Here is a 24,214-nt window from a genome sequence, read left to right as displayed (position 1 = left end):
GATGCATCGCGACCGCTTCTACACCCTGTCGGCGTCCTGCCCCGACCGCGTCGGCATCGTCGCGCGCGTGTCCGGCTTCATCGCCGAGCACCGCGGCTGGATCCTCGAGACCTCGCTGCACGCCGAGCCGCCGGAAGTTGATGCAGCCGGGGGCGATGCGGTCGGTCGCTACTTCATGCGCATCGAGATCAAGGCCGACTCGCTGCCCTTCCACCTCGCCGAGTTCCGCGAGCGCTTCCGCCCGCTCGCCGAGGAGCTGGAGATGGAATGGAGCATCACCGACTCGGCGGTGAAGAAGCGCGTCGTCGTGCTGGTGTCGAAGCAGGAGCACTGCCTTTACGATCTGCTCGCGCGCTGGCAGTCGAAGGAGCTGGACATCGAGATCCCGTGCGTGATCTCCAACCACGACACCTTCCGCGGCTTCGTCGAGTGGCACGGCATCCCCTTCCATCACGTGCCGGTCACCCCGGACAACAAGGTCTCGGCGTATGCGGAGGTGCGGCGCATCGTCGAGGAGGTGCGCGGCGACACCATCGTGCTCGCGCGCTACATGCAGGTGCTGTCGCCGGAGCTGTGCGCCGCGTACCCGGGGCGCATCATCAACATCCACCACAGCTTCCTGCCCAGCTTCGTCGGGGCCAAGCCCTATCACCAGGCCTGGAAGAAGGGTGTGAAGCTGATCGGTGCGACCTGCCACTATGTCACCTCGGAACTCGATCAGGGGCCGATCATCGAGCAGGACGTGATCCGCATCGACCACTCCGACTCGGTCGAGGACATGGTGCGCTACGGCAAGGACATCGAGAAGACCGTGCTCGCGCGCGGGCTGCGCTACCACCTCGAAGGGCGGGTACTGTTGCACGGCAACAAGACGGTGGTGTTCCGCTGATTGCGGCCGGACGGCGGCGGGGTGCCTGCCGGCGTCCCTCCGCTGCAAGGCGCGCCTCAGGCGGTGCGGAAGTTGCCCACGACCTGACGCAGCGAATCCGCGGTGTGCGCCGAATCTTCGGCCGCCGCGGCCATCTCGGCGATCGTCGCGCTGGTGTGCTCGACCGCCTGCGAGATGGCTTCCATGCCGTTGGCGGTCTGCTCGGCGACGATGCGCTGCTCCCTCGTGGAGTGCGCGATGTCTTCCGACAGCGCCGAGACGCGCCCCGCCGCGTCGACGATCTGCATGAACGCTTCCTCGAGCCGGCCGATCTTGTCGGCGTCCTCGGCGACGTCCGCATCGACTGCGCGCATGGCCTGCACCGCGCTCGTCGCCTGCTGTTCCACGGCCTGCACGATGTTCGCGATCTCGGCCGTGCTGTGGCCGGTGCGCTCGGCGAGCTTGCGCACTTCGTCGGCGACCACCGCGAAGCCGCGCCCGGCCTCGCCCGCGCGCGCCGCCTCGATCGCCGCATTGAGCGCGAGGAGGTTCGTCTGGTCGGCAATCTCGCGGATCACGGTGGAGATGGCGTTGATCTGCTGGATGGACGAGGACAGCGCGTTCACCGCCTGCGTCGCTTCGACCGAGGCATGCCGGGCGCGGTCGGTGGCGACGCGGCTCTCGCGCATCAGCCGGCCGCCGCGCTCGGCGGCCTCGTTGGCGCGGGTCGCCGCGTCGGACACCTGCGCCGAACCGGTCGAGATTTCGCCGACTGAGACCGTCAACTGCTGCATCGCGGCGGTCATCTTCATGACCTCGTCGGACTGAACCTGCGCGCGGTCGTGGATGTCGCGCGCGCTCGCGCGCACGTTCTCGGACGCTTCGGCGACGCGGTCGGAACCCTGGCGAACCTGGGCCAGCGTCCGGCACAGGGTTTCGAGCGAAGCATTGATGGCGCGCGCCATTTCCCCCAGCTCGTCGCCGCTGTGCACGGTGCTCTTGGCCGTCAGGTCTCCCCGGGCGACCTGCGCCAGGGCGTGCTGCACGTCGGCGACGGGGCGGGTGATGGCGCGGATGATCAGCGTGGTGAAGATCGCGAGCAGAACGACGGCACTGCCGACGAGGATCGTGGCATAGCGGTTCAGTTCGCGCTCCATGCGCGCGGCTTCATGATAGACCTGCTCCACCTCCTGGGTGCGCAGGGCGAGGAGTTCCGCGAGCGGTTTGGAGACGCTGGTGATGACCGGCGGCCAGTCGTCCTCGAGGATGCCGGTGAGCAGTTCCTTGTCGTTGCTCGCCGAGTAGGCCGCGTCGAGCTTGGCGAAGAGTGCGGGCAGGGTTGCGAGGCCCTGTTCGAGCTTCTCGGTCAGCGCGAGTTCGGCCGTTTCGTCGGCGCCTGTCGCGGACATCTGGCGGTATTCGGCCCACAATCCGGGCAGCGACTCGCGTACTTCGGCGAGATGGCGGCGCGAGCCGGGCGCGGGCATCTGGTCGGTGATCACCCCGGCGATGCGGAAGCGCACCTCGCCGAGCTGGTCGCTCACCGCCTGGATCTTGCGCAGCGGGAGGGCGTTTTCTTCATACACCCGGCGCAGTGCCTCGGTCGAGGACGCGTTGCCGTAGAAGAGCATGGCCGCGATGGCGACGATCATCGCGAGTGCGAAGGCCGCCAGGGCGTAGAGTTTCGCTTTCAGCGAGAGGGTGGTGCGCATCGGTATTCCTTGCAAAGCCGCAGGTTGCGCCGCGACGGGCGCAGCCTGCGCTTCGCCCGTGCTGCGCCTTACTTGACCGGGAGGCCCTTGGCCTTCCAGCCGGGCAGGCCGTCGCGCAGCCAGTTCACCTTGGTGTGGCCGGCCTTCATCGCGGCAATCGACAGCTTGTAGCTCTTCCAGCAGTCGTGGCCGTTGCAGTAGGTGACGATGGGCTTGGCCTTGTCGCCCGGCAGCTTGGCCAGGTCTACGCTGTCGGCGGAGGAGTCGAAGTCCGGCTTCTTCTCGCTCTTTTCCTTGTACGGCACGTTGATGGCGCCGTCGATATGGCCTTCGGCATATTCGGCCGCCGAGCGCGCGTCGATGACGACCGCGCCCTTCGATTGCAGATCGCGGGCCTGCTCGGGCGTGACGACCGTTGCGCCGGCCAAGCTGGTCGGGTTGTCGACGGCATGCGCGGCAACGGCCGTGAAGGAGAGCAGCGTGGCGGCGGCGATGCGTGAAAGGATGCGGATCATGGAACCCTCGGCGTGTGTAAGAAAAAGTAAGCAACTAAGCATATTCGAATAGTAATACCTATTTCGCGGTAGTGGCAATGCTGGGCCCGGTGTTTGCCGGGGTGAACGAAAACGGGCGCCCCCGAAAGGGCGCCCGTTGCAGGACCGGACGAGGGAGCGATCCGGAGATGCTCAGATGTGGTAGGCCGTTTCGCCGTGGGCCGTGATGTCGAGGCCTTCGCGTTCCTCTTCTTCCGGCACGCGCAGGCCGATCAGCACATCGACGATCTTGTAGGCGACCACCGACACGACGCCCGACCACACGATCGCGACCACCACGCCCCAGATCTGGCTGGTGACCTGCGCCGAGGTCGAGAACGGCGCGACCGCATTGGCGACGTAGTCATACACGCCGACGCCGCCGAGGTCCGGGTTGGCGAACACGCCGGTCAGGATCGCGCCGAGGATGCCGCCCACGCCATGCACGCCGAACACGTCGAGCGCGTCGTCGGCGCCGAGCATGCGCTTGAGGCCATTCACACCCCACAGGCAGATCACGCCGGCGAGCAGACCGATCACCAGCGCGCCCATCGGGCCGACCCAGCCGCAGGCCGGGGTGATCGCCACCAGGCCCGACACCGCGCCCGAGGCCGCACCCAGCAGCGAGGGCTTGCCCTTCATCAGCCATTCCGCAACCATCCAGGACATCGCCGCCATGCCGGTCGCGACCATCGTGTTGAGGAAGGCGAGCGCGGTGAGGCCGTTGGCTTCGAGGTTGGAGCCGGCGTTGAAGCCGAACCAGCCGATCCACAGCATCGAGGCCCCGACCATGGTCAGCGTCAGCGAGTGCGGGGCCATCGATTCGCGGCCGTAGCCGATGCGCTTGCCGATCATGAAGGCGCCCACGAGACCCGCGATCGCCGCGTTGATGTGCACCACGGTGCCGCCGGCGAAGTCGAGCGCGCCCTTCTGGAACAGGAAGCCTGCGGTCGCAGCGGCGGCTTCACCCGCGGCGGCATCCACGTAGGCATCCGGGCCCGCCCAGTACCACACCATGTGGGCCATCGGCAGGTAGGAGAAGGTGAACCACAGCACCATGAACAGCAGCACCGCGGAGAACTTCATGCGCTCGGCGAAGGCGCCGACGATCAGCGCCGGGGTGATCGCCGCGAAGGTCGCCTGGAAGATGATGTAGGCGAACTCGGGGATCGCGACGCCCTTGCTGAAGGTCGCGGCGACCGAGTCGACCGTCACGCCGCTGAGGAAGGCCTTCGATAGCCCGCCGATGAAGGCGTTGCCCTCGGTGAAGGCGAGGCTGTAGCCGTATACGAACCACAGCACGATCATCAGCGAGAAGATCACGAACACCTGCATCAGCACCGACAGCATGTTCTTCGAGCGCACCAGGCCGCCGTAGAACAGCGCGAGGCCCGGGATCACCATGAAGGCGACCAGCGCGGTGGAGGTCAGCATCCAGGCGGTGTCGCCCTTGTTGACCGTGGGGGCGGGCGCCGCGGCAGCTTCCGGTGCGGCTGCAGCGGCTGCGTCGGCGACCGCGGTGACGGCCTCGGCCGCAGCCGGGGCATCCTCGGCGCTGGCGAGCCCGGCGAAGCCGAGCGCCAGGACCGCAAGCAGGACAGCAAACAGTTTTTTCATGGTGTTCTCCCTTACAGCGCTTCGGCGCCCGTTTCGCCGGTGCGGATGCGGATGGCCTGCTCGAGGTCGAAGACGAAGATCTTGCCGTCGCCGATCTTGCCGGTGGCGGCGGACTTCTCGATCGCCTCGATCACCTGATCGAGCAGCTCGGTGCGCACGGCGGCCTCGATCTTCACCTTGGGCAGGAAGTCGACGACGTACTCGGCGCCGCGGTAGAGCTCGGTGTGACCCTTCTGCCGGCCGAAACCCTTGACCTCGGTGACGGTGATGCCCTGCACGCCGATCGCCGAGAGGGCCTCGCGCACTTCGTCGAGCTTGAAGGGCTTGATGATGGCGGTGACGAATTTCATGATGCTTTCCTTTCAGTGTTGCGGGGCCGGAGCCCCGCGGCGTTGCAGGCTCAGAAGGTCTTGCTGAGGCTTACGACGTAGCGGCCGTCGGCGTCGAAGTCGCTCTTGTCCTTCATGTTGGTATCCACGTAGTGCAGGCCGAGCGTGACGCCCGCGACGGCCTGGCTCACGCCGACCTTCCAGTCGGAGTAGGACTCGGCCGGGCCGGCGATCATCTGGTGGCCGACGTGGGCGTTGAGCGTCGTGCCCGGGATCACCTCGTAGGCGGCCGACAGGTCGAAGTACTGGCTGCCCTTGGAGTCCGGCGCGCCAAACAGGTTGGTGAAGGAGTTCGAGTACTTGAAGGACAGGAACTGCCACGACAGGCCGACGTAGCCTTCCAGCGTGTTCGGGTTCTTCAGGCCGATCGTGTTGCGCCAGCTCGAGTCGAATTCGCCCGGATAGACATACTGCAGCAGGCCGACGTCGTAGCCGATGTCGCCGATCGTGCCCTTGTAGCCGCCGTAGACGTCCAGCTCGAGGCTGTTGCCCGAGTTCTCGCCGGTGCCGCGCTCGAGGTCGCTCAGCCAGGACACGTTCGAGCCCCACACGCCGATGTAAAGGCCGCTCGAATGCGCATAATCGAAGCCGCCCTGCAGCGCCGGCTTCTCGTCGGTCTGGCTGATGCCGCGGTAGGCATAGTCGGAGACGAGGGCGACGTTTGCGGCGATCGGGCTGTCGCCGGCGGCGGCCGTGCCGGAGGCGATTAGCGGGAGGGCTGCTGCAACGGCCAGGGCGATGATGCGCTTGTGCATGGTGTTGCTCCTTGATGGTTGGTGTTTGATTGCTGGCGAGTCCTCCTTTGCACGCGGCGTGCCAAGTTGCGTAAACGGTTGCAAAAGAGATTGTTTATAAAGGGGAAATGCTTTTTTGGGGCGGCGCTGCGCACGGGGTTTTGTGCACTTGCAGCAGAGTGCCTGCGCACGAAATGCACCTCCATGGTGCGTTCTAGTCGATTTCGTGGTGCGTGACGTCCCAGGCGGCCGGGCCGCTCACCGGAATGGGGCGCGGCGGGCGTCCGTCCGTACTCGCTCCCGCGCCCGTGCTAGACTTTTGCCCTTCGCTTACGCACCAGAGGTATCTACATGGCAGGCCCCCGCTTCCTCGACGAGATCGGTGCCAAGTTGTCCGAACTCGCCGCCAGCAATCCCGCCCGCGACTTCGAAAAGAACGCCAAGGCCCTGCTTGGCAGCGCCTTCGGCAAGCTCGATCTGGTCACGCGCGAGGAGTTCGACGTGCAGCGCGAGGTGCTCGCGCACGCGCGCCAGAAGCTCGCCGAACTGGAAGACCGCGTCGCCACGCTGGAATCCGAACTCGCACGCGCTCGCGCCGACCGCGACGAGGAGTGAGAGCCTTCCCCATGGCTTGAGCATGCCTTGGCTTGCCCGGCGCTCAATCTCACGAGCAGCCGAACCGTGCTTTTCGTGGGAGCAACTGTGTGGGAGCGGCTTCAGCCGCGAAGCAGCGGTGTTGCGCAGTGATCCGCCGATTCGCGGCTGAAGCCGCTCCCACATCGGCCCACTGCGCCCGACAGACGTGTGCCGTGTTGCACGACTGGACGTGATGCCGCTGCCCTGCTTAGCTATTTGTCATCGCCTCCGGTAGACTGCGTGCAGTCCATTCCGGAGGTACCGATGTCGCTGGCTCTCGTACGCACCAGGGCGCTCGCGGGCATGGGCGCGCCCGAGGTGACGGTGGAAGTCCATCTCGCCAACGGCCTGCCCGCATTCAACCTGGTCGGCCTGCCCGACACCGAAGTCCGCGAGGCGCGCGAACGCGTGCGCGCCGCGATCGCGACTTCGCAGTTCGAATTCCCGCAACGCCGCATCACCGTCAATCTCGCACCCGCCGACCTGCCCAAGGAGGGCGGGCGCTTCGACCTGCCGATCGCGCTGGGCATTCTCGTTGCGTCGGGCCAGGTCGATGCGGCGGGGCTCGCGAAGCATGAGTTCGTCGGTGAGCTATCGCTCGACGGCAGCCTGCGCGCGGTGCGCGGCGGCCTCGCGATGGCGCTGGAGAGTGGCCGCAGCGGCCGCGCGCTGGTGCTGCCCGCCGCGAACGCAGACGAGGCGGCGCTCGCACGCGGCGCCAGCGTGCTGCCCGCGACGAGCCTGCTGGCGGTGTGCGCGCATCTCAACGGCCATACGCCGCTCGCGCGCCGGCTGCCGCCACCCCTCGCGGAAGGGCGCGAGGACGAACCCGATCTCGCCGAGGTGAAGGGGCAGCTGCAAGCCCGGCGCGCCCTCGAGGTTGCCGCGGCCGGGGCGCATTCGCTGTTGATGTTCGGCCCGCCCGGCACCGGCAAGTCCATGCTCGCGCGTCGCCTGCCGAGCCTGTTGCCGCCGCTCGACGAGGGGGAGGCGATCGAGAGTGCGTCGATCCAGTCGCTGGAAGGCGGTTTCGATGCCCGCCGCTGGGGCCGTCGGCCGTACCGCGCGCCGCACCACTCGGCGTCCGCGCCGGCGCTCGTGGGCGGCGGCGCGAACCCGAAGCCGGGCGAGATCAGCCTCGCCCACCATGGCGTGCTGTTCCTCGATGAACTTCCGGAATTCGACCGCCGCGTGCTCGAGGCGCTGCGCGAGCCGCTGGAGACCGGCACCGTGACGGTGTCGCGCGCACGGCAGCGGGCCGAGTTTCCCGCGCGCTTCCAACTCGTCGCGGCGATGAATCCCTGCCCCTGCGGCCACGCGGGGGACAAGGGCGGACGCTGCCGCTGCACGCCCGACCAGGTCGCGCGTTACCGCGGGCGCTTGTCCGGCCCGCTGCTCGACCGCATGGACCTCGTCATCGAGGTCCCGCTGCTCGACCATGCGGACATGACCGCGCAACCGGCCGGCGAACCCAGCGCGACCGTGCGCGAGCGCGTCGTGCAGGCCCGGGCGGTGCAACGGGAACGGCAGGGCGGGGCAAACAGCCACCTCGCGCCGGGGCGCGTCGATGCGCTGTGTGCGCCCGACTCTCAGGGCAAGGCGCTGCTCGATCAGGCGATCCGGCGGCTGAACCTGTCCGCACGCGGGTATCATCGCATCCTGAAGGTCGCCCGCACGATCGCGGACCTGGCCGGCGCCGAGCGCGTCGGCCCCGCGCATCTGGCCGAGGCGATCCAGTACCGGCGCGGCCTCGATCCCCGCTGACGCGGCCCCGCGGGGACGCAGACGCGGCAGGGGCGCACGGTAGCCAATAACAAGACGCCCCAGAGATTCCCCTGATGCCCGCCACTTCGCCCTGGCTAGCGTTTGTCCTTGCCGCGCTCGCCGCCATCGGGCCGTTTTCCATCGACACCTACCTGCCGGCCTTCGGCGCGATGGGCGCAGAGCTCGGCGCATCGCAGCTGCAGATCCAGCAGACGCTGACCGCCTACATGGCGACTTTTGCCTTCATGGTGCTGTGGCATGGTGCGCTCGCCGACCATTTCGGCCGCCGCCACGTGCTCATCGCCGGCAGCGTGCTGTTCGCGCTGGCCTCGCTGGTGTGTGCGCTGGCGCCGTCGATCGAATGGCTGTGGGTGGGCCGCGCGCTGCAGGGCATGGTGGGCGGCGCGGGCATGGTGGTGGGGCGCGCGGTGATCCGCGACCTGTTCGACGGCGCGCACGCGCAGCGCCTCATGTCGCGCGTGATGCTGATCTTCGGCGTCGCCCCGGCGATCGCGCCCATCATCGGCGGCTTGCTGCTGGCCGTGGCAGGCTGGCGCGCGATCTTCTTCTTCCTCGCCTTCTTCGGCGCGCTGCTGGCCTTCCTCACCTGGCGTTTCCTGCCCGAGACGCTGCTCGCCGAGCACCGCCATCCGCTGCATCCGGTGCTGCTCGCCCGCGCCTATCGGCGGGTGCTGGGAAGCGGTGCCTTCGTGCTGCTCAGCGCGGCGGCGGCGTTCAACTTCAACGGCTTCTTCCTCTACGTGCTGTCGGCGCCGGCCTTCCTGATGCAGCACCTGGGCCTCAGCGCCCAGCAGTTCGGCTGGTTGTTCGTCCCCTCGGTCATCGGCATGAGCGCCGGTTCCGCGCTGTCGGAGCGGGTGGCCGGACGCTGGCAGGTGCGCCGCACCGTGGTGGTCGGCGTGGCCATCATGGCGACGGCGGCGCTCGCCAACCTGCTGGTCGCGACCTTGCTGCCGCCCGGCCTGCCGCAGTCGGTGCTGCCCATCATGCTGTACACCTTCGGCATGGCGCTGTCGATGCCGAGCATGACGCTGCTGGCGCTGGAGCTGTTTCCCTCGCATCGCGGCCTGGCGTCGAGCTGCCAGAGCTTCCTGCAGGTCGGGATCAATTCGAGCATCGCCGGCATCTTCGCGCCCATGCTGTGGCATTCGCCGCTGACGCTGGCTGCGGGCATGGCGGGCTTCCTGACGCTGGGCGGCGTCGGCTTCGTCGCATGGTGCCGGCGCGCAGGCGGCTGCATGCGCTGAGGCGTCGTGTGCTGCGCGACAGCACGCCGGGCCGGCTGCAGGTACATAACCATAATGACGAGATGGAATTGCAGAAAATCATGATCTCCGCTTCATGATCCTGCCGTGTCGCGCCGGGGCGCACGTGTCGATGATGTCGACATGTTCGCAGGCGTGGCCCGGAGGGGAATGGAATGGATTTCGTGATGCCGCAGCTGGCCGTGGGAAGCCGCGCCGATGCCGCCGACGGCGCCGCGCTGCGGACGGCAGGCATCGACACGCTGCTGTCGCTGGCGCCGCTGGCGCGCCCGGCGGAGGTGGCGCTGCAGCTGGGGCTGGCAGTGGCCGACCGCGTCGCGCTGCCCGCCGCGACGATCCGCGAGGCCGCGGCCTTCCTCGCTGGCCGTATCGCCGCAGGGCACCGGGTGCTGATGCACTGCGAGCAGGGTATCTCGCGCTCGCCGGCGCTGGCCGCCTGTTTCCTGCACGAATACCTCGGCCTGCCGCTCGACGAGTCCTTCGCGAGGGTGCGCGCAGCGCGGCCGCAGGCCGAACCCCATCCTGCGCTGGTCGCGTCGATCCGTGCGCATTACGCCGGCGCGGACCTGCCCGGCGTGGATCTCTCCGGCAACGAGAATCCTGCCGGACCCTCGCCCGCGGCGCGCGCCGCGATCCTCCGTGCGAGCGCGGGCCTGCATCGCTATCCGGCGGCCGACAGCGGCGTATTGCGCGACGCGCTGGCCCGCCGGCTGGGACTTTCGGCCGCGCAGATCGTCATCGGCAACGGCGCGTGCGACCTGATCGACCTCGCGCTGCGCGCCTTCGCCGGTGCCGGCGGCGAGGTGCTGATCCCCGATCCGGCCTTTCCCGCCTACCGCTCGGCCGCCGCTCGCGCCGGTGCGCGTGTCGTCACGGTCCCGCTCGCGGGAAGCTGCTACGCGGTCGCGGAATACCTCGCGCGCCTGACGCCCGCGACCCGCCTCGTGATCGTCGCATCGCCGCACAACCCGACTGGAACGCTGATGGCGCCCGCCGACTGGGCGCACCTGCGTGATGCCTTGCCCGACGGGGCCGTGCTGCTGCTCGACGAGGCCTACCGTGACTACGCCGAGGGGCATGATCTGATCGATGCGGCGGCGGACGTGCGGCGCGGCGCACCGGTGCTGGCGCTGCGCTCGTTGTCAAAGGTCGAGGGGCTCGCGGGCCTGCGCGTCGGCTACGGCTTCGCGCCCGAGGCGCTGGTGCGGCGGCTGGCCGCACTGTGTCCGCAGTACCACGTTGGGTCGCTGGCGCAGGCCGCGGCGCTCGCGGCGCTGGCGGACGACGCGCACCGCCGTGCCAGCGTCGCCGCCAATGCGCGCGGGCGGGCGGTGCTGATGGCGGGACTCAGGCGCCTGGGTGTCGAGTTCGTGCCTTCGGCGGCGAACTTCGTATTGCTGCGCGCGCCGCGCGAGGCGCTCGCCCGCCTGGCGCAACGCGGCGTCGCGGTGAAGTGCATGGCCCGCTACGGCCTGCCGGACCACATCCGCGTGAGCGTCGGCCTGCCTGCCGAGAACGCGCGTTTCCTCGCCGCGCTGGGCGAGTTGCTGCGCGAAGACCACGAATGCCGGGCAGCGATCCCGGCCTGAAGGAGACGTGAAGATGGTGATGATGATGGCCCCCGGCGGCACGCTGGAGATGGCGAAGACGGTGCTCGACGAGGGCGCGGACGCGGTGTATGTCGGCGTGGTCGGCTGGAGCCGGCGCGGTGCGCAGGACGAGCTCAACGACGACGAGATCCGCCACACGATCGACTACGCGCTCGCGCGCGGCAAGGAGGTGCGTGTGGTCGTGAACACGCTGCCGAGCTCGACCGAGCTGCCGATGTTCGTCGAGCGCGTCGAGCGCTATGCGGGCTGGGGCGCGCAGGGCTTCATGATCAGCGACCTCGGCGCGATGCGGCTGGTGAAGGAGCGCCTGCCGCACGTGAACGTGCATACCAGCGTCGGTTGCGGCATCACCAACTACGAGGACGTGCGCTTCCTGCGCGAACTCGGCGCGGACTACGTCGTGCTGCCGTATCGCCTGTCGGTGGAGGAGATCCGCCAGATCAAGGGCGCGGGCAAGGTCGGCATCGAGGTCTTCCTGTTCAAGACCCCCTCGGGCGGCAAGATCTGTCCGGGGAAATGCAACATGAGCAGCTATTTCAGCTTCCGCCGCTGGCTCGACACCGAGGGCAAGGACCACTTCTTCGGCTCGGCCTCGCGCGGCGGCGACTGCCTGCGGGTGTGCCAGACGGAGTGGAACTTCAACGTCGACGACATCGATTACCGCATGCCGATGACGATCAAGACCAACCCCGCGCTGTGGCTGGAGGAGCTGCCGGACTACCTCGCCGCCGGTGTCGATTGCCTGAAGGTGCCCGGGCGCGACCGTTCGACGGTGCTGGTGCGCGACATCGTGCGCGTGTACCGGCGCGCGGTCGACACGATCCTCGAATCGGACCGCCCGGATCTTTCCGTATTCGCGTCCGAGCTCGAGATCCTGCGCGGGCGCTGGATGACCGAGCGCGCCAAGCGCGACAACCGCCTGCTGCGCCAGGCGATCGACGAATCCCGGCGCGTCGCCGCCGCTTAAGCCAATAGCCCCCTGCGAGGAGACCACACATGTTCGAACTATCCACCGACGTCGGCAACCTGAAGGAACTGCGCGAGGGCGATTTCTCGGCCTACGACGCGATCTACCTCGGCGATTTCTCCTGCCCCGAGTATCCGAACAACTTCAGCTCGCACGCGGAGCTGCTCGAAGCCGGGTTGCAGCACGTCCATGCGAACGGCCAGAAGGCCTACCTGCGTCTCTATGCAGTGCCCGGCAACGACGATCTCGACTGGGTCGGCGACGTCATCGACACCGCACTCCAGCTGCCCTTCGACGCGCTGGAGGTGCATAACCTCGGCGTGCTGCGCATGCTGCGCGAGCGCGGCTGCACGGCGCCGATCCACCTTGGGGTGTTCGGCAACCTGTACACGCACGAGACCGCGAAGGTGCTCAAGGACCACGGCGTGACGCGGGTGTATCCCAACCCGGAACTGTCGCTCGACGAGGTACGCTACATCGCCGAGCACGCCGACATCGAGGTGCTGGTGCCGGTGCACGGCAAGATCCCGCTGGTGATCTCGGAGACCTGCTTCATCCTCGAGCACAGCGAGGAGGGTGCCGAGGGCGGCTGCGGCGAGGGCAGCTGTTCCTACCAATGCACGCAGGAGCACTGGCTCAAGCGCGGCCGCGACGACGGCAGCCGCGCCGACTGGTCGCTCAAGGACACCGGGCGCATGACGCTGTCGGGCAAGGACCTGTGCATGGTCGAGCATGGCGAGCGGCTTGCTGGCATGGGCTTGAAGCACTTCTACGTGCATAACAAGGGCGAGGCGCCGGGCTATGCGGCGGCCGTCGGGCACATCTATCGCGACGCGCTGGCGCGTGCCTTCGCCGGCGAGGCCGCGGGGGATTTCGCGCCGGCGCTGGATACGCTCGCCGGCCTCGCGCGCGAAGGCCTGTGCAACGGCTATTACTTCGAAGGCGCGGGCCAGCGCTACATCGGACGCGACAGATGATCGCCAGGCTGCTCGCCCCGGCCGGTTCGCTCGAGATGGCGCAAGCGGCGGTCGACCAGGGCGCCGACATCATCTACGTCGGCCCGCTCGGTTTCTCGCGCCGGCCCTACGAATCCGAGATGAGCGACGACGCGATCCGCGAGGCCGCCACCTACGCCCGCAGCCGCGGCGCGGAGCTGCGGGTGGTGCTCAACACCTTCCCGACGCCGTACGACTTCGGACGCTTCGTCGACAAGGCGCTGCGCTACGCGGCCGACGGCGCTTCCGGCTTCATCGTCACCGACGTGGGCCTGATGTGTGCGCTGCGCCGCGAGATCCCGGACACGGTGCTGCACGTGAGCATCGGCAGCGGCATCAGCAACCTTGCCGATGCGGCCTTCTACCGCGACGCCGGCGCCGACGTGATCATCCTCCCCTACCGCTGGGACGTCGCCGAGATCGAATCCGTGCGCCGCGCGAGCGACATCGGGCTGGAGACCTTCCTGTTCGAGACGGTGCAGACCGGCAAGCTGTGCCCCGGCAAATGCATCATGAGCAGCTACCTGCGCTTTCGCGACTGGAAGGAGGTCGAGGGCAGCCGCGACTTCCACGGCAGCGCGAACCGCGGCGCCAAGGAGTGCTATCGCGTGTGCCAGGCCAACTGGGAATTCGGCGCGGTGGGCGCGGACCCGGTCGAGATCAAGCTGCGCCGCGACGCGCGCCTGATGCTCGCCCAGCTGCCGGCCTTCGTCGCGGCCGGCGTCAGCTGCTTCAAGCTCTCCGGGCGCGAGCGGCCGGTCGGCATGATCCGCGATCTCGTGCGCTTCTACCGTCGGGCGATCGACGAGGTCGCCGCCGGCGCGACCGATCTCGGCCACCACGCCGCCGAGCTCGCCGAACTGCGCGGGCGCTGGGTGCGCGAAAAGGCGAAGCGTGTCGATACCCTGATGGATCGGGCGGCGAGCTATGTGGCCTGAGCCGGCATTCGCGGCCGACCACGTAGGGCGGGAGGAGCCGCAGGCGTATCCCGCCACGCGGCGATCGGAAGGATTCCGGCGATCGGATTGGCGGGATGCGCTGCGCTCCTCCCGCCCTACGGTGCGCGGTATTCTCGGCGGGGTGTCGGATGTTCGCTGTTAGCACCCTGCCCACCCTGCGCGCGGCCTTCGAGGCGACCGGCAGCGGCGCGTGGCTGATGCGCGCGATCGTCGCCTGCGGCCTCGACGAGGCCAACGGCTATCGCCTCGCGCTGCAACTGGGCGACGACCGCATACGCGGCGAACGCCACGCGACCGAGGCGCGGCTGATCGACGGCGAGGTCGAGCTCATCGACACCGACTGGCTGTCGCTCGCGCGCCATCGCGCCGCCGGCCTGCCGCTGGTCGCGGCCGCCCCGTACGGCGCGATCTTCGGCGGTCTCGTCGCCCCGCGCGGTGGCGCGCTGCGCAGCCTCGCGGACCTGCCGGGCAAGCGCATCGGCCTCGTCCATGCGCAGGACAAGAACTGGCTGTTGCTGCGCGCCGCGTGCCGGCTGCGCCACGGCTTCGATCCGGCGGAGGTGTCGCATTGCATCGCTGCCGGCTCGAAGAGCGCCCTGCACGACGCCCTGTGCGGCGGCGGGCTCGATGCGGCGCTGCTGTACTGGCACCAGGTGCCCGGACTCGTCGCGGGCGGAGCCTTCCGGGAGGTCTGCGACCTGGCCGGGCTGCTCGCGACCTTTCCCGTTCCGCGGCCGCAGGTGCCGACGAGTTTTTTCGTGTGTCACGAGGACTTGCCGCGCTCGGCGCCCGCCCTGCTGCAGGGCTTCGCACGCTCGGTGAGCGCCGCGGCGGCCCGCCTGCGCGCGGATCCCGGCCTGTGGTCGCGCGTTTCCGGCGTGCCCGTGGGCAGCTGGGCCGGTGCAGCGCTGCGCCGCAAGTGGCTCGCGCGCGTCGGCCTCGCGTGGGCGCCGGAGATGGCCGCGCGGCTGCAGGAGCTCGCCGACCTGATGGCGCCGCCCGGCGCTCCCCGACATGCACTGCCGGCCGGCTGCCTCGCCGCCGGCCTCCTTCTGTGAGGTGAATGATGACGATCCTGATGGCCCCCGGTGGCAGCCTCGAAATGGCCTACGCGTCGCTCGCGCGCGGCGCCGATTCGGTCTATGTCGGCCCGCGCGGCTGGAGCCGCCGCCCCGCCACCGACGAGCTCGACGACGGTGCGATCGCCGAACTGGTCGCCGAGGCCGCGCGGGATGGCAAGGACGTGCGCGTCGCGATCAATGTGATGCCGGCGCCCGACGAGGTCGGCCTGTTCCTCGACCGCGTCGCGAGCTTCGCGAAGATCGGCGTCAGCGGTGTGATGGTCTGCGACCCCGGCCTGATCCCGCTGGTGCGCCGCGCGCATCCCGCGCTCGACATCCACGTCAGCGTCACCGCCGGCGTGTTCAACGTCGAGGACGTGCGCTTCTACGATGAGCTGGGGGCCGACTACGTCGTGCTGCCCTACCGCTGGGGTGTGGACGAGGCGGCGCAGATCCGCGCCGCGAGCCCGATGAAGCTCGAAGCCTTCCTGTTCCAGAACCCGCATCGCGGCCGCATCTGCCCCGGGCGCTGCTATTCGAGCAGCTACTTCCACGTGAAGCACCTGCGCGGCGACGACGACAAGGATCTCTACCTCGGCTCCGCGGCGCGTGGCGGGAGCTGCTACCGCATCTGCCGCGGCGAGTGGTCGCTCACCGCCGGGGAGCGCCGCCATCCCGATTCGCCGCGCCTGAAGAGCAGCCCCGAGCTGCTGCTGTGGGAAGTGCCGGAATACGTCGCGATGGGCGTCGAGCGCTTCAAGATCCCCGGTCGCGAGCGCTCCGCGCCGCTCGTCGCGGATATCGTCGGCTTCTACCGGCGCGTGCTCGACGCGGCGCTGCGTGGCGAGCGCGTCGAAGGCTTCGCGCCGGAATGGCTGGAACTCAAGGACCGCTGGAGCGGGGAGCGCGACAACCGCGACGATTCCCGCATCCGCGGCGCGGAGCGGGCGGGCCGCGCGCTCCATGCCGGAGTTGCGGCGTGAGCAAGGAGGAGGGCGCCCCGACGGCGTCCGCCTGGATCCGCGACCTCGCCGCGCTCACGCCGGCCGACGCCCGTGCGGTTGGCAACAAGGCGCTGCGCCAGGGCCTGCTGCTCGCAGCCGGCTTCCCCGTGAGCGCCGGCTTCTGCGTCACCGCGGCGGCCGTCGCGGCCTGGCGCGCGGGCGGGCCTGCCCGCGAGGACGTGCGCGCCGCGTTGCTGGCGGCCTATCGCGACCTCGGTGGGCGCGTAGCGGTGCGCAGCTCGGCGATCGAGGAGGATGGCGAGGGCGCGAGCTACGCCGGCGTCTACGCCACCGAACTGGGCGTGCACGGCGAGGCGGCGCTGCTCGCCGCGCTGGAACGCTGCATTGCGTCATGGGCGGAACCGGCCGCAATAGAGTACCGCGCCCGGCTTGGTCACGCCGATGCGGCGCTGGCGGTGCTCGTGCAGCGCCTCGTGCCGGCCGTCGCCGCCGGCATCGCCTACACGCGCGCGCCGCTCGACCCGAAGCGCCGCGAGGTGCACGTCGATGCCGTATGGGGGCTGGCGGAACCGCTCGCCGCGGGCAGCCATGTCGGCGACAGCTTCGTCCTGTCCCACGCCGGCCGCCTGCTGAGGAAGCGCATCGGCCACAAGCGCGAGGCGCTCGCTGTTGATGGAACGCATGCGGTGCGCCCGCAGCGCGCCCGCGCCGCCTGCCTGACACCCGCCGAGGCACGCGAAGTCGCCCGGCTCGCGCTGCGCGCGGAGGCCTTCTTCGGCGGACCGCAGGATGTCGAATTCGCCGTCGACCTGTGCGGCGTGTGGCTGCTGCAGGCACGCCCGCTCGTCGCCGCGAGCACGGCAGGCGGTGGCGGGCTGGAACAATATCTTGCCCGCGAGCGGCGGCGCCTCGGGCGCAAGTTCACCAACCTGCGCCGGCGCGGCGTGCTGCATGGCAGCGAACTGGTGCTCAGCAACGGCAACGTCGGCGAACTGCTGCCGACACCGACGGGGATGAGTTTCGGCCTGTTCCGCGACATCTTCGCCGGCCGTCGCGGCGCGATCGTCACCGGGCGCCGCCGCCTCGGCTATCGCTTCGATCCGCGCTGCGTCGATCACCTGTACGAGCTCGTCGCCGGACAGCTGTGCTTCAACCTCGAAGTCGACGCCGCCACTTTCGGCGACGGCGCGGAGCCCCCCGTCGACGACTATCTCGCCCGTGTCGCCGCCGACCCCTCGCTCGCCAACTATCCCGAAGTGCGCCTGTACGGTCGGCTGCCTGCCGACGCGCCGGCCGCAGCGGTGCGCGCGCGCTTCGGGCAGGGCATGCGCGCAGCGGCCCGCGACTACCGCGCCCGCTACGAAACGCAGGTCGAGCCGCGCCTTGGCGTTCCCGCCGCGCTCGCCGACGCCGTCACGGCCGGCGATCCCCGCCGTGTCGTTGCCGCCGTGTCGGAGCTCGTGCGCTTCCTGCGCACCGGGCCCTGCGTCGAATTCGTGATCGCCGCGCGGCTCGGTTTTCATTTCGCGACCGAAGTCCGCCACACGCTCGAAGCCCGTTTCGGAACGGACAGCGAAGCGCTGTGCGCGCGTCTGTTGTCCGGACTGTCCGGTAGCCTGATCACGCGCCAGGCGCTGTGGCTGGAAGAGGTCGCCGAGGGGCGCCGCAGCCGCGCGGACTACCTCGCCGCCTACGGCCACTGTGCCGACAACGAACTCGAACTCGCCGAGGCGCGCCTGGCCGAGAATCCCGACCGCCTCGACGAGCTGCTCGCGAACCTGCGCGCGAGCGGCCGCCGGCCGGCGGCGGAGTTCGCGCACCAGCAGGCGGTGCGTCGCACGGCCGAGGCGGAACTCGCCCGGCGGCTCGCTGCAGCCGGCGCCGACGATGCCGCGCGCGCGGCCCTCTTCGAGGCGCTCGCCTTCGCGCAGCATTTCCTGCCGCTGCGCGAGACGATCAAGCACCACTACACCGTCGTCCATGCCCTTGTCCGCCGTGCCGCGCTGCGCCTCGGCGCGCACCTCGGCTGGCCCGACGAACTGATCTTCCATCTCCACTCGCGCGAACTGCCCGCCGCGCTGCGCGACCCCTCGGCCTTGCGCCGGCGCGCCGAGCGTCGTGCCGCCGAGCACGCGCTGGCGCGTCTCGCCGCACGCCTCCACTGTGTTCCGGCTGTCGTGTTCGGCTCGCGCGTCGATGCCATCGGCGTGCCCACGACCCGCGCCGGTGCTGGGGAAGGCGCAAGCGCCTGGAGCGGCACGCCGCTGTCGCCCGGCAAGGTCTGCGGCGTCGCGCGCGTCTTTGCCCCCGGCGAGCCGGTGCCGACCGAAGGCTGGCGTGGCGACGAGATCCTCGTCCTGCGCGCCGCCAACCTCGGCGTCACGCCCTTGTTCCGCATCGTCGCGGGGCTCGTCGTCGAAGTCGGCGGGCTTCTCGCCCACAGCGCCTGCCAGGCGCGCGAAGCCGGCATCCCCGCGGTCGCGCTGCCCGACGCGACGCGCCTGATCACCGACGGCGAGCGTGTCGTCCTCGACGGCGCCAGCGGCCGCATCGCCCTGCTCGAATCCGCCCACGGAGACCCTGCCGATGAATCCGTCCACAAACCCGCCGCACCACTCGCCACCCACCTCGCCACGGTTTGACCTCGACGGCCGCATCGCGCTGGTCACCGGCGCCGGCGCCAACGGCGGCATCGGCCACGCCCTCGCACTGGGCCTCGCGCGTGCCGGCGCCCGCGTGGCGATCGCCGACATCGACGCCGACGGCCTCGCGCAGACCGCGCGCGAACTTGCCGACTTCGGCCCCGCACCGTTTGCGCGCCTCGCCGACATCGCGATCGCCGACGAGGTCGAGGCCGTGTTCGCCGGCATCGACCGGGAGCTGGGCCGACTCGACATCCTCGTCAACGTCCCTTTCGCCTTCCCCTCCCGCGTGCGTCCGCACGAACTCGCCGCCGCCGATTGGGACCGCATGCTCGCCGTGAACCTCACCGGCTACTTCCTGTGCTGCCAGGCCGCGCTGCGCCGCATGCTGCCGGCGGGGCAGGGCAGCATCATCAACATCGGCTCCAACGCCGGCGAAAGCGCCCTCGGGCGCGGCGCGCTGCCCTACGGCTGCACCAAGGCCGCCGTGCACCAGATGACGCGCGAACTCGCCGTCGAATATGCCGGCGCCGGCATCCGCGTGAACGCCATCCTGCCCGCCCAGACCCTCACGCCGGGCCTGCGCGCCCACCTCGACACCCCGCGCTTCCGCGACCACGTCCTGCCGCGTATCCTCGCCGGCCTGCCGCAGGGGCGCCTCCTCGATCCCGAGGACTACGTCGGCCCGGCCGTCTTCCTCGCCTCCGATGCCGCGCGTGCCGTCAATGGCGTGCTCCTGCCCGTCGACGGCGGCAACCTCGCGATGAACGCCGGCGGCAGCCACACCTGGCCGGCCTGAGCCCGTGAAACTCGTCCGCTACGGCTCGCGCGGCCGCGAACGGCCCGGCCTGATCGATGCCAACGGCGTGCTGCGTGACCTCTCCGCCCACGTCCCCGACATCGACGGCGCCGCGCTCGCCCCGGCGCGCCTCGCCGCGCTGCGCCGCCTTGACCCAAGGGCGCTGCCCGCCGTGTCCGGTCGCCCGCGCCTGGGCGTGCCCGTCGCCGGCGTCGGCAAGATCGTCGCCGCCGGCCTCAACTACCGCGCCCATGCCGCTGGCGGCCACACCCTGCCGTCCGAACCCATCCTGTTCCTGAAAGCGCCGTCCTCGCTGTGCGGCGCACGCGACGCCGTGCGCCTGCCGCCCGGCGCCACCCGCGGCGATTGGGAAGTCGAACTCGCGCTGGTGATCGGCCGTCGCGCGAGCCGGGTGTCACCCGAACGTGCGCTCGAGCACGTTGCCGGCTACTGCATCGCCAACGACGTCTCCGAGAGGAGTTTCCAGTTCGACCGCGGCCCCACCTGGGACAAGGGCAAGAGCTGCGACACCTTCTGCCCGCTCGGTCCCTGGCTAGTTACCCGCGACGAATTGCCAGACCCGCAGGCGCTGGACCTGTGGCTAACTCTCGACGGCGAGACGATGCAGGTGGCAAACACCGCCGACATGCTGTTCACCTGCGCCGAACTCGTCGCCTGCGCGAGCCGCTACATGACCCTGCACCCCGGCGACGTGCTCCTCACCGGCACGCCGCCCGGCAGCGGCTTCCTTCGCTCCCCGCCGCGCTACCTGCGCCACGGAGACACGATGCGCCTGGGTATCGCCGGGCTGGGGGAGCAATGTTCGCGGGTGATCACGCTGAACGCCTGAAAACGCATTCGTCGCGGAGAAAACAAGGGCAGAGCCGCGGAAGCCGCGCGCGGGAACGCCGATTTCTGGATGGCAGCAGACGACCCAGCACGGTCATTCACCTCACAAAATTCGATGCCCGGAAGCGGACGCTAAGCCGATCAAGCCCAGGCGGTCCCGCGATAGAAGTCCTGCCACGGGTAGCCGACACTGCTCTTCGAGATGGCGTCGCCGTTCTCCATAAACCCCTGATAGTGGACGATGCCGAATCGAGCGAGGTCGATCCTCGGGCGAAAAGGTGCGCCGTCTCCGTCTCGTTCGTTGGCTCGCCGAGCAATGTTGTCCGCCACGGCAAAGCTGACGATGTCCGCAAACTCCAGATACTCGCTGGAGATCGGCAGCACGAACTCGGGCGACTTCACTGGCAGCGTGTTAGTGATGAAGGGCCACATGAGCGTGAGCCTGCCGCCCGCGAACAAGTCCTTGGCCCAGCCGTCATCGTTGGTGCGCTCGAAGAAGAAATGCGGGCAGAGGCCCTGCTTGGTCATCTGCTCGATAGCGAACTGGACAAGCGGCCCGAACACCCGGGCTTTGCAGGCGGCTTGCTCTCTTTTTTTGAACGTCTGCGGCTTGAAGACCACCCCTGCGCAGTTCAGGATGACCAACCTGCCGGCCCGGCTTGCGAGGAGATCCGCTACCTCACCCAGGAACGCGGACACTTGCTCTGTCGGCAGTCTCACCGCACTCCTGCTGCCGTCATGAAAGAGTGTCTTGCAGTGGACGACGGTATCCGCGCCTAGGCGCGCGCTCTTCAGTGCTCGATACGCTTCCAGCAACTCCTGATCCTCGGCGGCGACCCGTGGCCTCGAAATCAGGGAGTAGGTCACGCAGTAGCGATTGTCGCAGCCTGGGGTGACGATGTCGCGCATGGCTTCATCGCCGTAGAGTAAAACGTCATCTTCCTTGGGGACGCTTGGCAGTCGGACCTCGAAGCGAGTCGCGCAACTCGGACATACCACTTCTCCCGTTCCCGGACGGAAAAGCTTGCCTTCCGACATGAAGGGCATCAGTGGCGGACGCTTGGCAAGCCAGTCCGGGATGAAGGTGTGGCCGTTGGGGCATACAAACGACTGCCGGAGTAGCCATTCAGGGCAGTAGCCTATGTTCTGTGGCGTTCGCTCAATCCCACCTTGTCTCAGGAATCTGGAATGCTCCGCGTTGACCCAGTCTTTCGGGTCAAGTCGTAAATCGCGCCTAACGTGGTTGAAGGATTCGAAAGCCATTGTCACGCGCCGATTGTCAGTAGGTCGTCGGGGCCGGGAACTGGCGTTTCCTGACCGCATGAAGTCATCGCAAATAAGAGTTTGTGACCGCGCCAGAAATTTTGCATATATATCGCGGGTGTGTCGCCGCGCGTGAGCAGCCGTTCACGACCGACGCCTTCTGGCCGCCTTCAGCCCATCCGCGCCGCGCGAGAATTGGCGCCGCCTTGCCACATTCCATGTGACCGATGCCGTCACCCATTTCCGTCGGTCCGCCTTACCCCGGACTGCCGTTCGCCCCAATCGTCACATCCCCGAACCACACCGCCTTCCAGCGCGCGACCTTGTCGTCCGCGTCCAGGGTCCGCGGCGACACCGGCGTCGCGTCGGGAAAGCCCGGATCGCCCTCGATGACGCGGCTATTCACCGTAGCATAGAGGCGGGCACCCTCCGCGTAGGTCACGGCGACGAGCACGCCGCAGTTCCTGCACAGCAGGAAGTCCGCCCGTCCATCCCCTTGTCGGTAGCGTCCGAGGGCGGTCGGGTCGCGGACCTCGATGTGCAGGCGTCCGGCCGGGTCCGAAACGTAGGCGGCGCCGTGCTTGCGGCAGTAGTCACAGTCGCAGGCGCGTGGAGGGTAAGTCGCCGCGGGGCGGGGCAGTTCGATGTCGAGGCGGAGGCTGCCGCAATGGCAAGCTCCCTTCAGCTTGGATGGGGGCACCGGGGCTCCTGCGGAAAAGAAAACGGGCGCCGAGCTTCGCGCCCGGCGCCCGTTCGGCGCTGCGTGGGTTGGCCGCGTCAGGCCGCTTCTTCGCCCAGATACGCCGCGCGCACCTTGGGATTGGTCAGCAACTCCGCGCCCGAGCCGGTCAGCGTGATCTTGCCCGATTCCATCACGTAGGCGCGCTGCGAGAACTCCAGCGCGAGGTTGGCGTTCTGCTCGACGAGCAGGACCGTGACGCCTTCCTTGGCGACCGACTGCACGACCTCGAAGATCTTCTCCACGACCAGCGGCGCGAGGCCCATCGACGGTTCGTCGAGCAGCAGCAGCTTGGGACGCGACAGCAGCGCGCGGCCGATGGCGACCATCTGCTGTTCGCCGCCCGACAGCGTGCCGGCGACCTGTGCGAGGCGTTCCTTCACGCGCGGCAGCATGGTGTACACGCGCTCCAGATCCTGCTCGATGGCCGCCGTGTCGTTGCGCGTGTAGGCGCCCATGCGCAGATTCTCTTCCACCGTCAGGCGCGTGAAGATGCCGCGGCCTTCCGGCACCAGCGCGATGCCGCGACGCAGGCGCTTGTGCGCCGGCAGCACGTGGACCTTCTCGCCCTCGTAGTGGATCTCGCCGCCGGCGATCTTCAGGCTGCCCGCGATCGCGTTCAGCGTGGTGGTCTTGCCGGCGCCGTTGGCGCCGATCAGGCTCACCAGTTCGCCGCGGTACAGTTCGAGGTCGATGCCCTTGACGGCCTTGATGCCGCCGTACGCGACCTGCATGCCGGAGAGCTGCAGCAGGGGGGAGATGGGATTAGTGTGCATGCTTGTGGCCTCCGCCCAGGTAGGCGCCGATCACGGCTTCGTTCTTCTGTACCTCGGCCGGCACGTCCTCGGCGATCTTGCGCCCGAAATCGAGCACGGCGACACGGTCGCACAGGCCCATCACGAGCTTCACGTCGTGCTCGATCAGCAGCACGGTAATGCCGTCGCCGCGGATCTGCTCGATGAGATTCTTCAGCTGCACCGTCTCCGTCGCGTTCATGCCCGCGGCCGGTTCATCCAGCGCCAGGAGTTGCGGCTCGGTCGCCAGTGCGCGCGCGATTTCCAGGCGACGCTGGTCGCCGTAGGAGAGGTTCTTCGCCGTTGCGGTGGCGAAACGCTCGATGCCGACGTACTTGAGCAGCTCGTAGGCGCGCTCGGTGGTGAGGCGTTCCTCTTCGACGGTGTGTTTGTTCTGCGTGAGGATGCCCCACACGCCCGCAGTGGTGCGGATGTGGTGGCCGGCCATCACGTTCTCGAGCGCCGAGAGCTCGCGGAACAGGCGGATGTTCTGGAAGGTGCGTGCGATGCCCTGTGCCACCACCAGATGCGGCTTGCCCGAGGGCAGGGGCGTGCCGTTGAACACGAACTCGCCGCCGTCGGGCGTGTAGGCGCCCGTCAGCACGTTGAAGAAGGTCGTCTTGCCGGCGCCGTTGGGTCCGATCAGGCCGTACACCTCGCCCTTGCGGATCGTCAGCGACACGTCCGAGAGCGCCTGCAGGCCGCCGAAGCGCTTGCCGATGTTGCGGGCTTCGAGGAGGGTGATCATTCGGTCACCCCCTTGCTCTTCAGGTGGCGGATGTGGGAGTACTTGGCGTTGGCCGGGATCAGGCCCGCCGGGCGGAGCAGCATCATCAGGATCATCGCGAGCGACAGCAGCAGCATGCGGAGCACTTCGGGGTCGAGGATCACATGGCCGAACAGGGCGTTCTGCACCGGGGCGGCAATGTGGCGAAGTATTTCGGGCAGCGCGGACAGGATGATCGTGAGAGGGGGCACGATAAATCCCGGGGGAAGGTGAAGATAAATCCGGGATGGGGCGGGACCAAGGGG

At 69.0% G+C, this 24,214-nt stretch carries 22 protein-coding genes and 1 pseudogene; 13 read left to right on the top strand and 10 right to left on the bottom strand.

Annotated elements, in window-relative coordinates; translation table 11 throughout:
* The first annotated feature begins 1 nt into the window (after position 1).
* Entirely contained in the window at positions 2–889 is an 888-nt protein-coding gene (gene purU / locus GO615_RS01205) for a formyltetrahydrofolate deformylase (RefSeq protein ID WP_169125221.1), read from the top strand.
* Between the two features lie 56 nt (positions 890–945).
* Here the strand turns inward: purU and GO615_RS01200 are convergent, their stop codons facing one another.
* The 5 genes from GO615_RS01200 to GO615_RS01180 form a co-directional block, all read right to left on the bottom strand.
* A complete protein-coding gene (locus GO615_RS01200) occupies positions 946–2,580 on the bottom strand; it encodes a methyl-accepting chemotaxis protein (protein ID WP_169125220.1) in 1,635 nt (544 codons plus the stop codon).
* Positions 2,581–2,648: 68 nt separating this feature from the next.
* A complete protein-coding gene (locus tag GO615_RS01195) occupies positions 2,649–3,095 on the bottom strand; it encodes a rhodanese-like domain-containing protein (RefSeq protein ID WP_169125219.1) in 447 nt (148 codons plus the stop codon).
* 171 nt (positions 3,096–3,266) lie between these two features.
* Entirely contained in the window at positions 3,267–4,730 is a 1,464-nt protein-coding gene (locus GO615_RS01190) for an ammonium transporter (protein WP_169125218.1), read from the bottom strand.
* Between the two features lie 11 nt (positions 4,731–4,741).
* Positions 4,742–5,080 carry a P-II family nitrogen regulator gene (gene glnK / locus GO615_RS01185; RefSeq protein WP_169125217.1) on the bottom strand — a complete coding sequence of 113 codons (339 nt, stop codon included), beginning with the start codon at positions 5,078–5,080 and terminating at the stop codon, positions 4,742–4,744.
* A 50-nt stretch (positions 5,081–5,130) separates the two neighbouring features.
* Positions 5,131–5,874 carry a TorF family putative porin gene (locus tag GO615_RS01180; protein WP_169125216.1) on the bottom strand — a complete coding sequence of 248 codons (744 nt, stop codon included), beginning with the start codon at positions 5,872–5,874 and terminating at the stop codon, positions 5,131–5,133.
* Positions 5,875–6,204: 330 nt separating this feature from the next.
* Here GO615_RS01180 and GO615_RS01175 point away from each other — a divergent pair, with 330 nt between their 5' ends.
* The 12 genes from GO615_RS01175 (at position 6,205) to GO615_RS01120 (ending at position 20,387) form a co-directional block, all read left to right on the top strand.
* The gene (locus GO615_RS01175; RefSeq protein WP_018988519.1) at positions 6,205–6,468 is read left to right on the top strand and encodes an accessory factor UbiK family protein; all 264 of its coding nucleotides are present in this window, start codon (positions 6,205–6,207) and stop codon (positions 6,466–6,468) included.
* Between the two features lie 285 nt (positions 6,469–6,753).
* Complete coding sequence (locus GO615_RS01170; RefSeq protein ID WP_169125215.1) at positions 6,754–8,253, top strand: YifB family Mg chelatase-like AAA ATPase; 1,500 nt, start codon at positions 6,754–6,756, stop codon at positions 8,251–8,253.
* Between the two features lie 74 nt (positions 8,254–8,327).
* Positions 8,328–9,521 carry a multidrug effflux MFS transporter gene (locus tag GO615_RS01165; protein WP_169125214.1) on the top strand — a complete coding sequence of 398 codons (1,194 nt, stop codon included), beginning with the start codon at positions 8,328–8,330 and terminating at the stop codon, positions 9,519–9,521.
* A gap of 173 nt (positions 9,522–9,694) precedes the next feature.
* A complete protein-coding gene (locus GO615_RS01160; protein ID WP_169125213.1) occupies positions 9,695–11,128 on the top strand; it encodes an aminotransferase class I/II-fold pyridoxal phosphate-dependent enzyme in 1,434 nt (477 codons plus the stop codon).
* A 13-nt stretch (positions 11,129–11,141) separates the two neighbouring features.
* Positions 11,142–12,116 (top strand): peptidase U32 family protein, encoded by a 975-nt coding sequence (locus GO615_RS01155; protein WP_169125212.1) that lies wholly within the window; start codon positions 11,142–11,144, stop codon positions 12,114–12,116.
* A 29-nt stretch (positions 12,117–12,145) separates the two neighbouring features.
* Positions 12,146–13,093 (top strand): peptidase U32 family protein, encoded by a 948-nt coding sequence (locus GO615_RS01150; protein ID WP_169125211.1) that lies wholly within the window; start codon positions 12,146–12,148, stop codon positions 13,091–13,093.
* Positions 13,090–14,049: a peptidase U32 family protein gene (locus tag GO615_RS01145; RefSeq protein ID WP_169125210.1), complete on the top strand. Its 960-nt coding sequence runs from the start codon at positions 13,090–13,092 to the stop codon at positions 14,047–14,049. Before GO615_RS01150 ends, GO615_RS01145 begins: the two co-directional genes overlap by 4 nt.
* A gap of 149 nt (positions 14,050–14,198) precedes the next feature.
* A complete protein-coding gene (locus tag GO615_RS01140) occupies positions 14,199–15,128 on the top strand; it encodes an ABC transporter substrate-binding protein (RefSeq protein WP_169125209.1) in 930 nt (309 codons plus the stop codon).
* A 5-nt stretch (positions 15,129–15,133) separates the two neighbouring features.
* A complete protein-coding gene (locus GO615_RS01135) occupies positions 15,134–16,114 on the top strand; it encodes a peptidase U32 family protein (RefSeq protein ID WP_246262097.1) in 981 nt (326 codons plus the stop codon).
* Positions 16,111–18,738 (top strand): PEP/pyruvate-binding domain-containing protein, encoded by a 2,628-nt coding sequence (locus GO615_RS01130; protein WP_169125208.1) that lies wholly within the window; start codon positions 16,111–16,113, stop codon positions 18,736–18,738. Before GO615_RS01135 ends, GO615_RS01130 begins: the two co-directional genes overlap by 4 nt.
* Positions 18,683–19,537: an SDR family NAD(P)-dependent oxidoreductase gene (locus tag GO615_RS01125; protein WP_169125207.1), complete on the top strand. Its 855-nt coding sequence runs from the start codon at positions 18,683–18,685 to the stop codon at positions 19,535–19,537. Before GO615_RS01130 ends, GO615_RS01125 begins: the two co-directional genes overlap by 56 nt.
* A gap of 4 nt (positions 19,538–19,541) precedes the next feature.
* Positions 19,542–20,387 (top strand): fumarylacetoacetate hydrolase family protein, encoded by an 846-nt coding sequence (locus tag GO615_RS01120; protein ID WP_169125206.1) that lies wholly within the window; start codon positions 19,542–19,544, stop codon positions 20,385–20,387.
* Positions 20,388–20,527: 140 nt separating this feature from the next.
* Here GO615_RS01120 and GO615_RS01115 read toward each other — a convergent pair whose 3' ends face one another.
* From GO615_RS01115 to GO615_RS01095, 5 genes and pseudogenes are all read right to left on the bottom strand, one after another.
* Positions 20,528–21,649: a hypothetical protein gene (locus tag GO615_RS01115; RefSeq protein WP_169125205.1), complete on the bottom strand. Its 1,122-nt coding sequence runs from the start codon at positions 21,647–21,649 to the stop codon at positions 20,528–20,530.
* A 256-nt stretch (positions 21,650–21,905) separates the two neighbouring features.
* A complete protein-coding gene (locus GO615_RS01110; RefSeq protein ID WP_169125204.1) occupies positions 21,906–22,349 on the bottom strand; it encodes a GFA family protein in 444 nt (147 codons plus the stop codon).
* Between the two features lie 77 nt (positions 22,350–22,426).
* On the bottom strand, positions 22,427–23,164 hold the full coding sequence (locus GO615_RS01105) for an ABC transporter ATP-binding protein (protein WP_169125203.1): 738 nt from the start codon (positions 23,162–23,164) through the stop codon (positions 22,427–22,429).
* A complete protein-coding gene (locus tag GO615_RS01100) occupies positions 23,154–23,930 on the bottom strand; it encodes an ABC transporter ATP-binding protein (protein ID WP_169125202.1) in 777 nt (258 codons plus the stop codon). The genes GO615_RS01105 and GO615_RS01100 overlap by 11 nt, the downstream gene beginning before the upstream one ends.
* Positions 23,927–24,145, bottom strand: a pseudogene (locus GO615_RS01095) (ABC transporter ATP-binding protein); the annotation flags it as partial. The pseudogene GO615_RS01095 and the gene GO615_RS01100, both read right to left, overlap by 4 nt.
* Positions 24,146–24,214 lie beyond the last annotated feature (69 nt).

The sequence above is a fragment of the Aromatoleum evansii genome, assembly GCF_012910805.1.
In the GTDB taxonomy this organism is placed as follows: Bacteria; Pseudomonadota; Gammaproteobacteria; order Burkholderiales; family Rhodocyclaceae; genus Aromatoleum; species Aromatoleum evansii.
Note: the sequence above shows the minus strand (reverse complement) of the source record. Positions and strands in the feature narration are given on the sequence as shown.

Bases quoted from the DNA above. Each gene is read 5' to 3' on its own strand.
- GO615_RS01115 (WP_169125205.1), bottom strand. From the start codon at position 21,649: ATGGCTTTCGAATCCTTCAACCACGTTAGGCGCGATTTACGACTTGAC.
- GO615_RS01105 (WP_169125203.1), bottom strand. From the start codon at position 23,164: ATGCACACTAATCCCATCTCCCCCCTGCTGCAGCTCTCCGGCATGCAG.
- GO615_RS01170 (WP_169125215.1), top strand. From the start codon at position 6,754: ATGTCGCTGGCTCTCGTACGCACCAGGGCGCTCGCGGGCATGGGCGCG.
- GO615_RS01160 (WP_169125213.1), top strand. From the start codon at position 9,695: ATGGATTTCGTGATGCCGCAGCTGGCCGTGGGAAGCCGCGCCGATGCC.
- GO615_RS01165 (WP_169125214.1), top strand. From the start codon at position 8,328: ATGCCCGCCACTTCGCCCTGGCTAGCGTTTGTCCTTGCCGCGCTCGCC.
- GO615_RS01140 (WP_169125209.1), top strand. From the start codon at position 14,199: ATGTTCGCTGTTAGCACCCTGCCCACCCTGCGCGCGGCCTTCGAGGCG.
- GO615_RS01125 (WP_169125207.1), top strand. From the start codon at position 18,683: ATGAATCCGTCCACAAACCCGCCGCACCACTCGCCACCCACCTCGCCA.
- glnK (WP_169125217.1), bottom strand. From the start codon at position 5,080: ATGAAATTCGTCACCGCCATCATCAAGCCCTTCAAGCTCGACGAAGTG.
- GO615_RS01180 (WP_169125216.1), bottom strand. From the start codon at position 5,874: ATGCACAAGCGCATCATCGCCCTGGCCGTTGCAGCAGCCCTCCCGCTA.
- GO615_RS01100 (WP_169125202.1), bottom strand. From the start codon at position 23,930: ATGATCACCCTCCTCGAAGCCCGCAACATCGGCAAGCGCTTCGGCGGC.
- GO615_RS01190 (WP_169125218.1), bottom strand. From the start codon at position 4,730: ATGAAAAAACTGTTTGCTGTCCTGCTTGCGGTCCTGGCGCTCGGCTTC.
- GO615_RS01175 (WP_018988519.1), top strand. From the start codon at position 6,205: ATGGCAGGCCCCCGCTTCCTCGACGAGATCGGTGCCAAGTTGTCCGAA.
- GO615_RS01135 (WP_246262097.1), top strand. From the start codon at position 15,134: ATGATGACGATCCTGATGGCCCCCGGTGGCAGCCTCGAAATGGCCTAC.
- GO615_RS01145 (WP_169125210.1), top strand. From the start codon at position 13,090: ATGATCGCCAGGCTGCTCGCCCCGGCCGGTTCGCTCGAGATGGCGCAA.
- GO615_RS01155 (WP_169125212.1), top strand. From the start codon at position 11,142: ATGGTGATGATGATGGCCCCCGGCGGCACGCTGGAGATGGCGAAGACG.
- GO615_RS01195 (WP_169125219.1), bottom strand. From the start codon at position 3,095: ATGATCCGCATCCTTTCACGCATCGCCGCCGCCACGCTGCTCTCCTTC.
- purU (WP_169125221.1), top strand. From the start codon at position 2: ATGCATCGCGACCGCTTCTACACCCTGTCGGCGTCCTGCCCCGACCGC.
- GO615_RS01200 (WP_169125220.1), bottom strand. From the start codon at position 2,580: ATGCGCACCACCCTCTCGCTGAAAGCGAAACTCTACGCCCTGGCGGCC.
- GO615_RS01150 (WP_169125211.1), top strand. From the start codon at position 12,146: ATGTTCGAACTATCCACCGACGTCGGCAACCTGAAGGAACTGCGCGAG.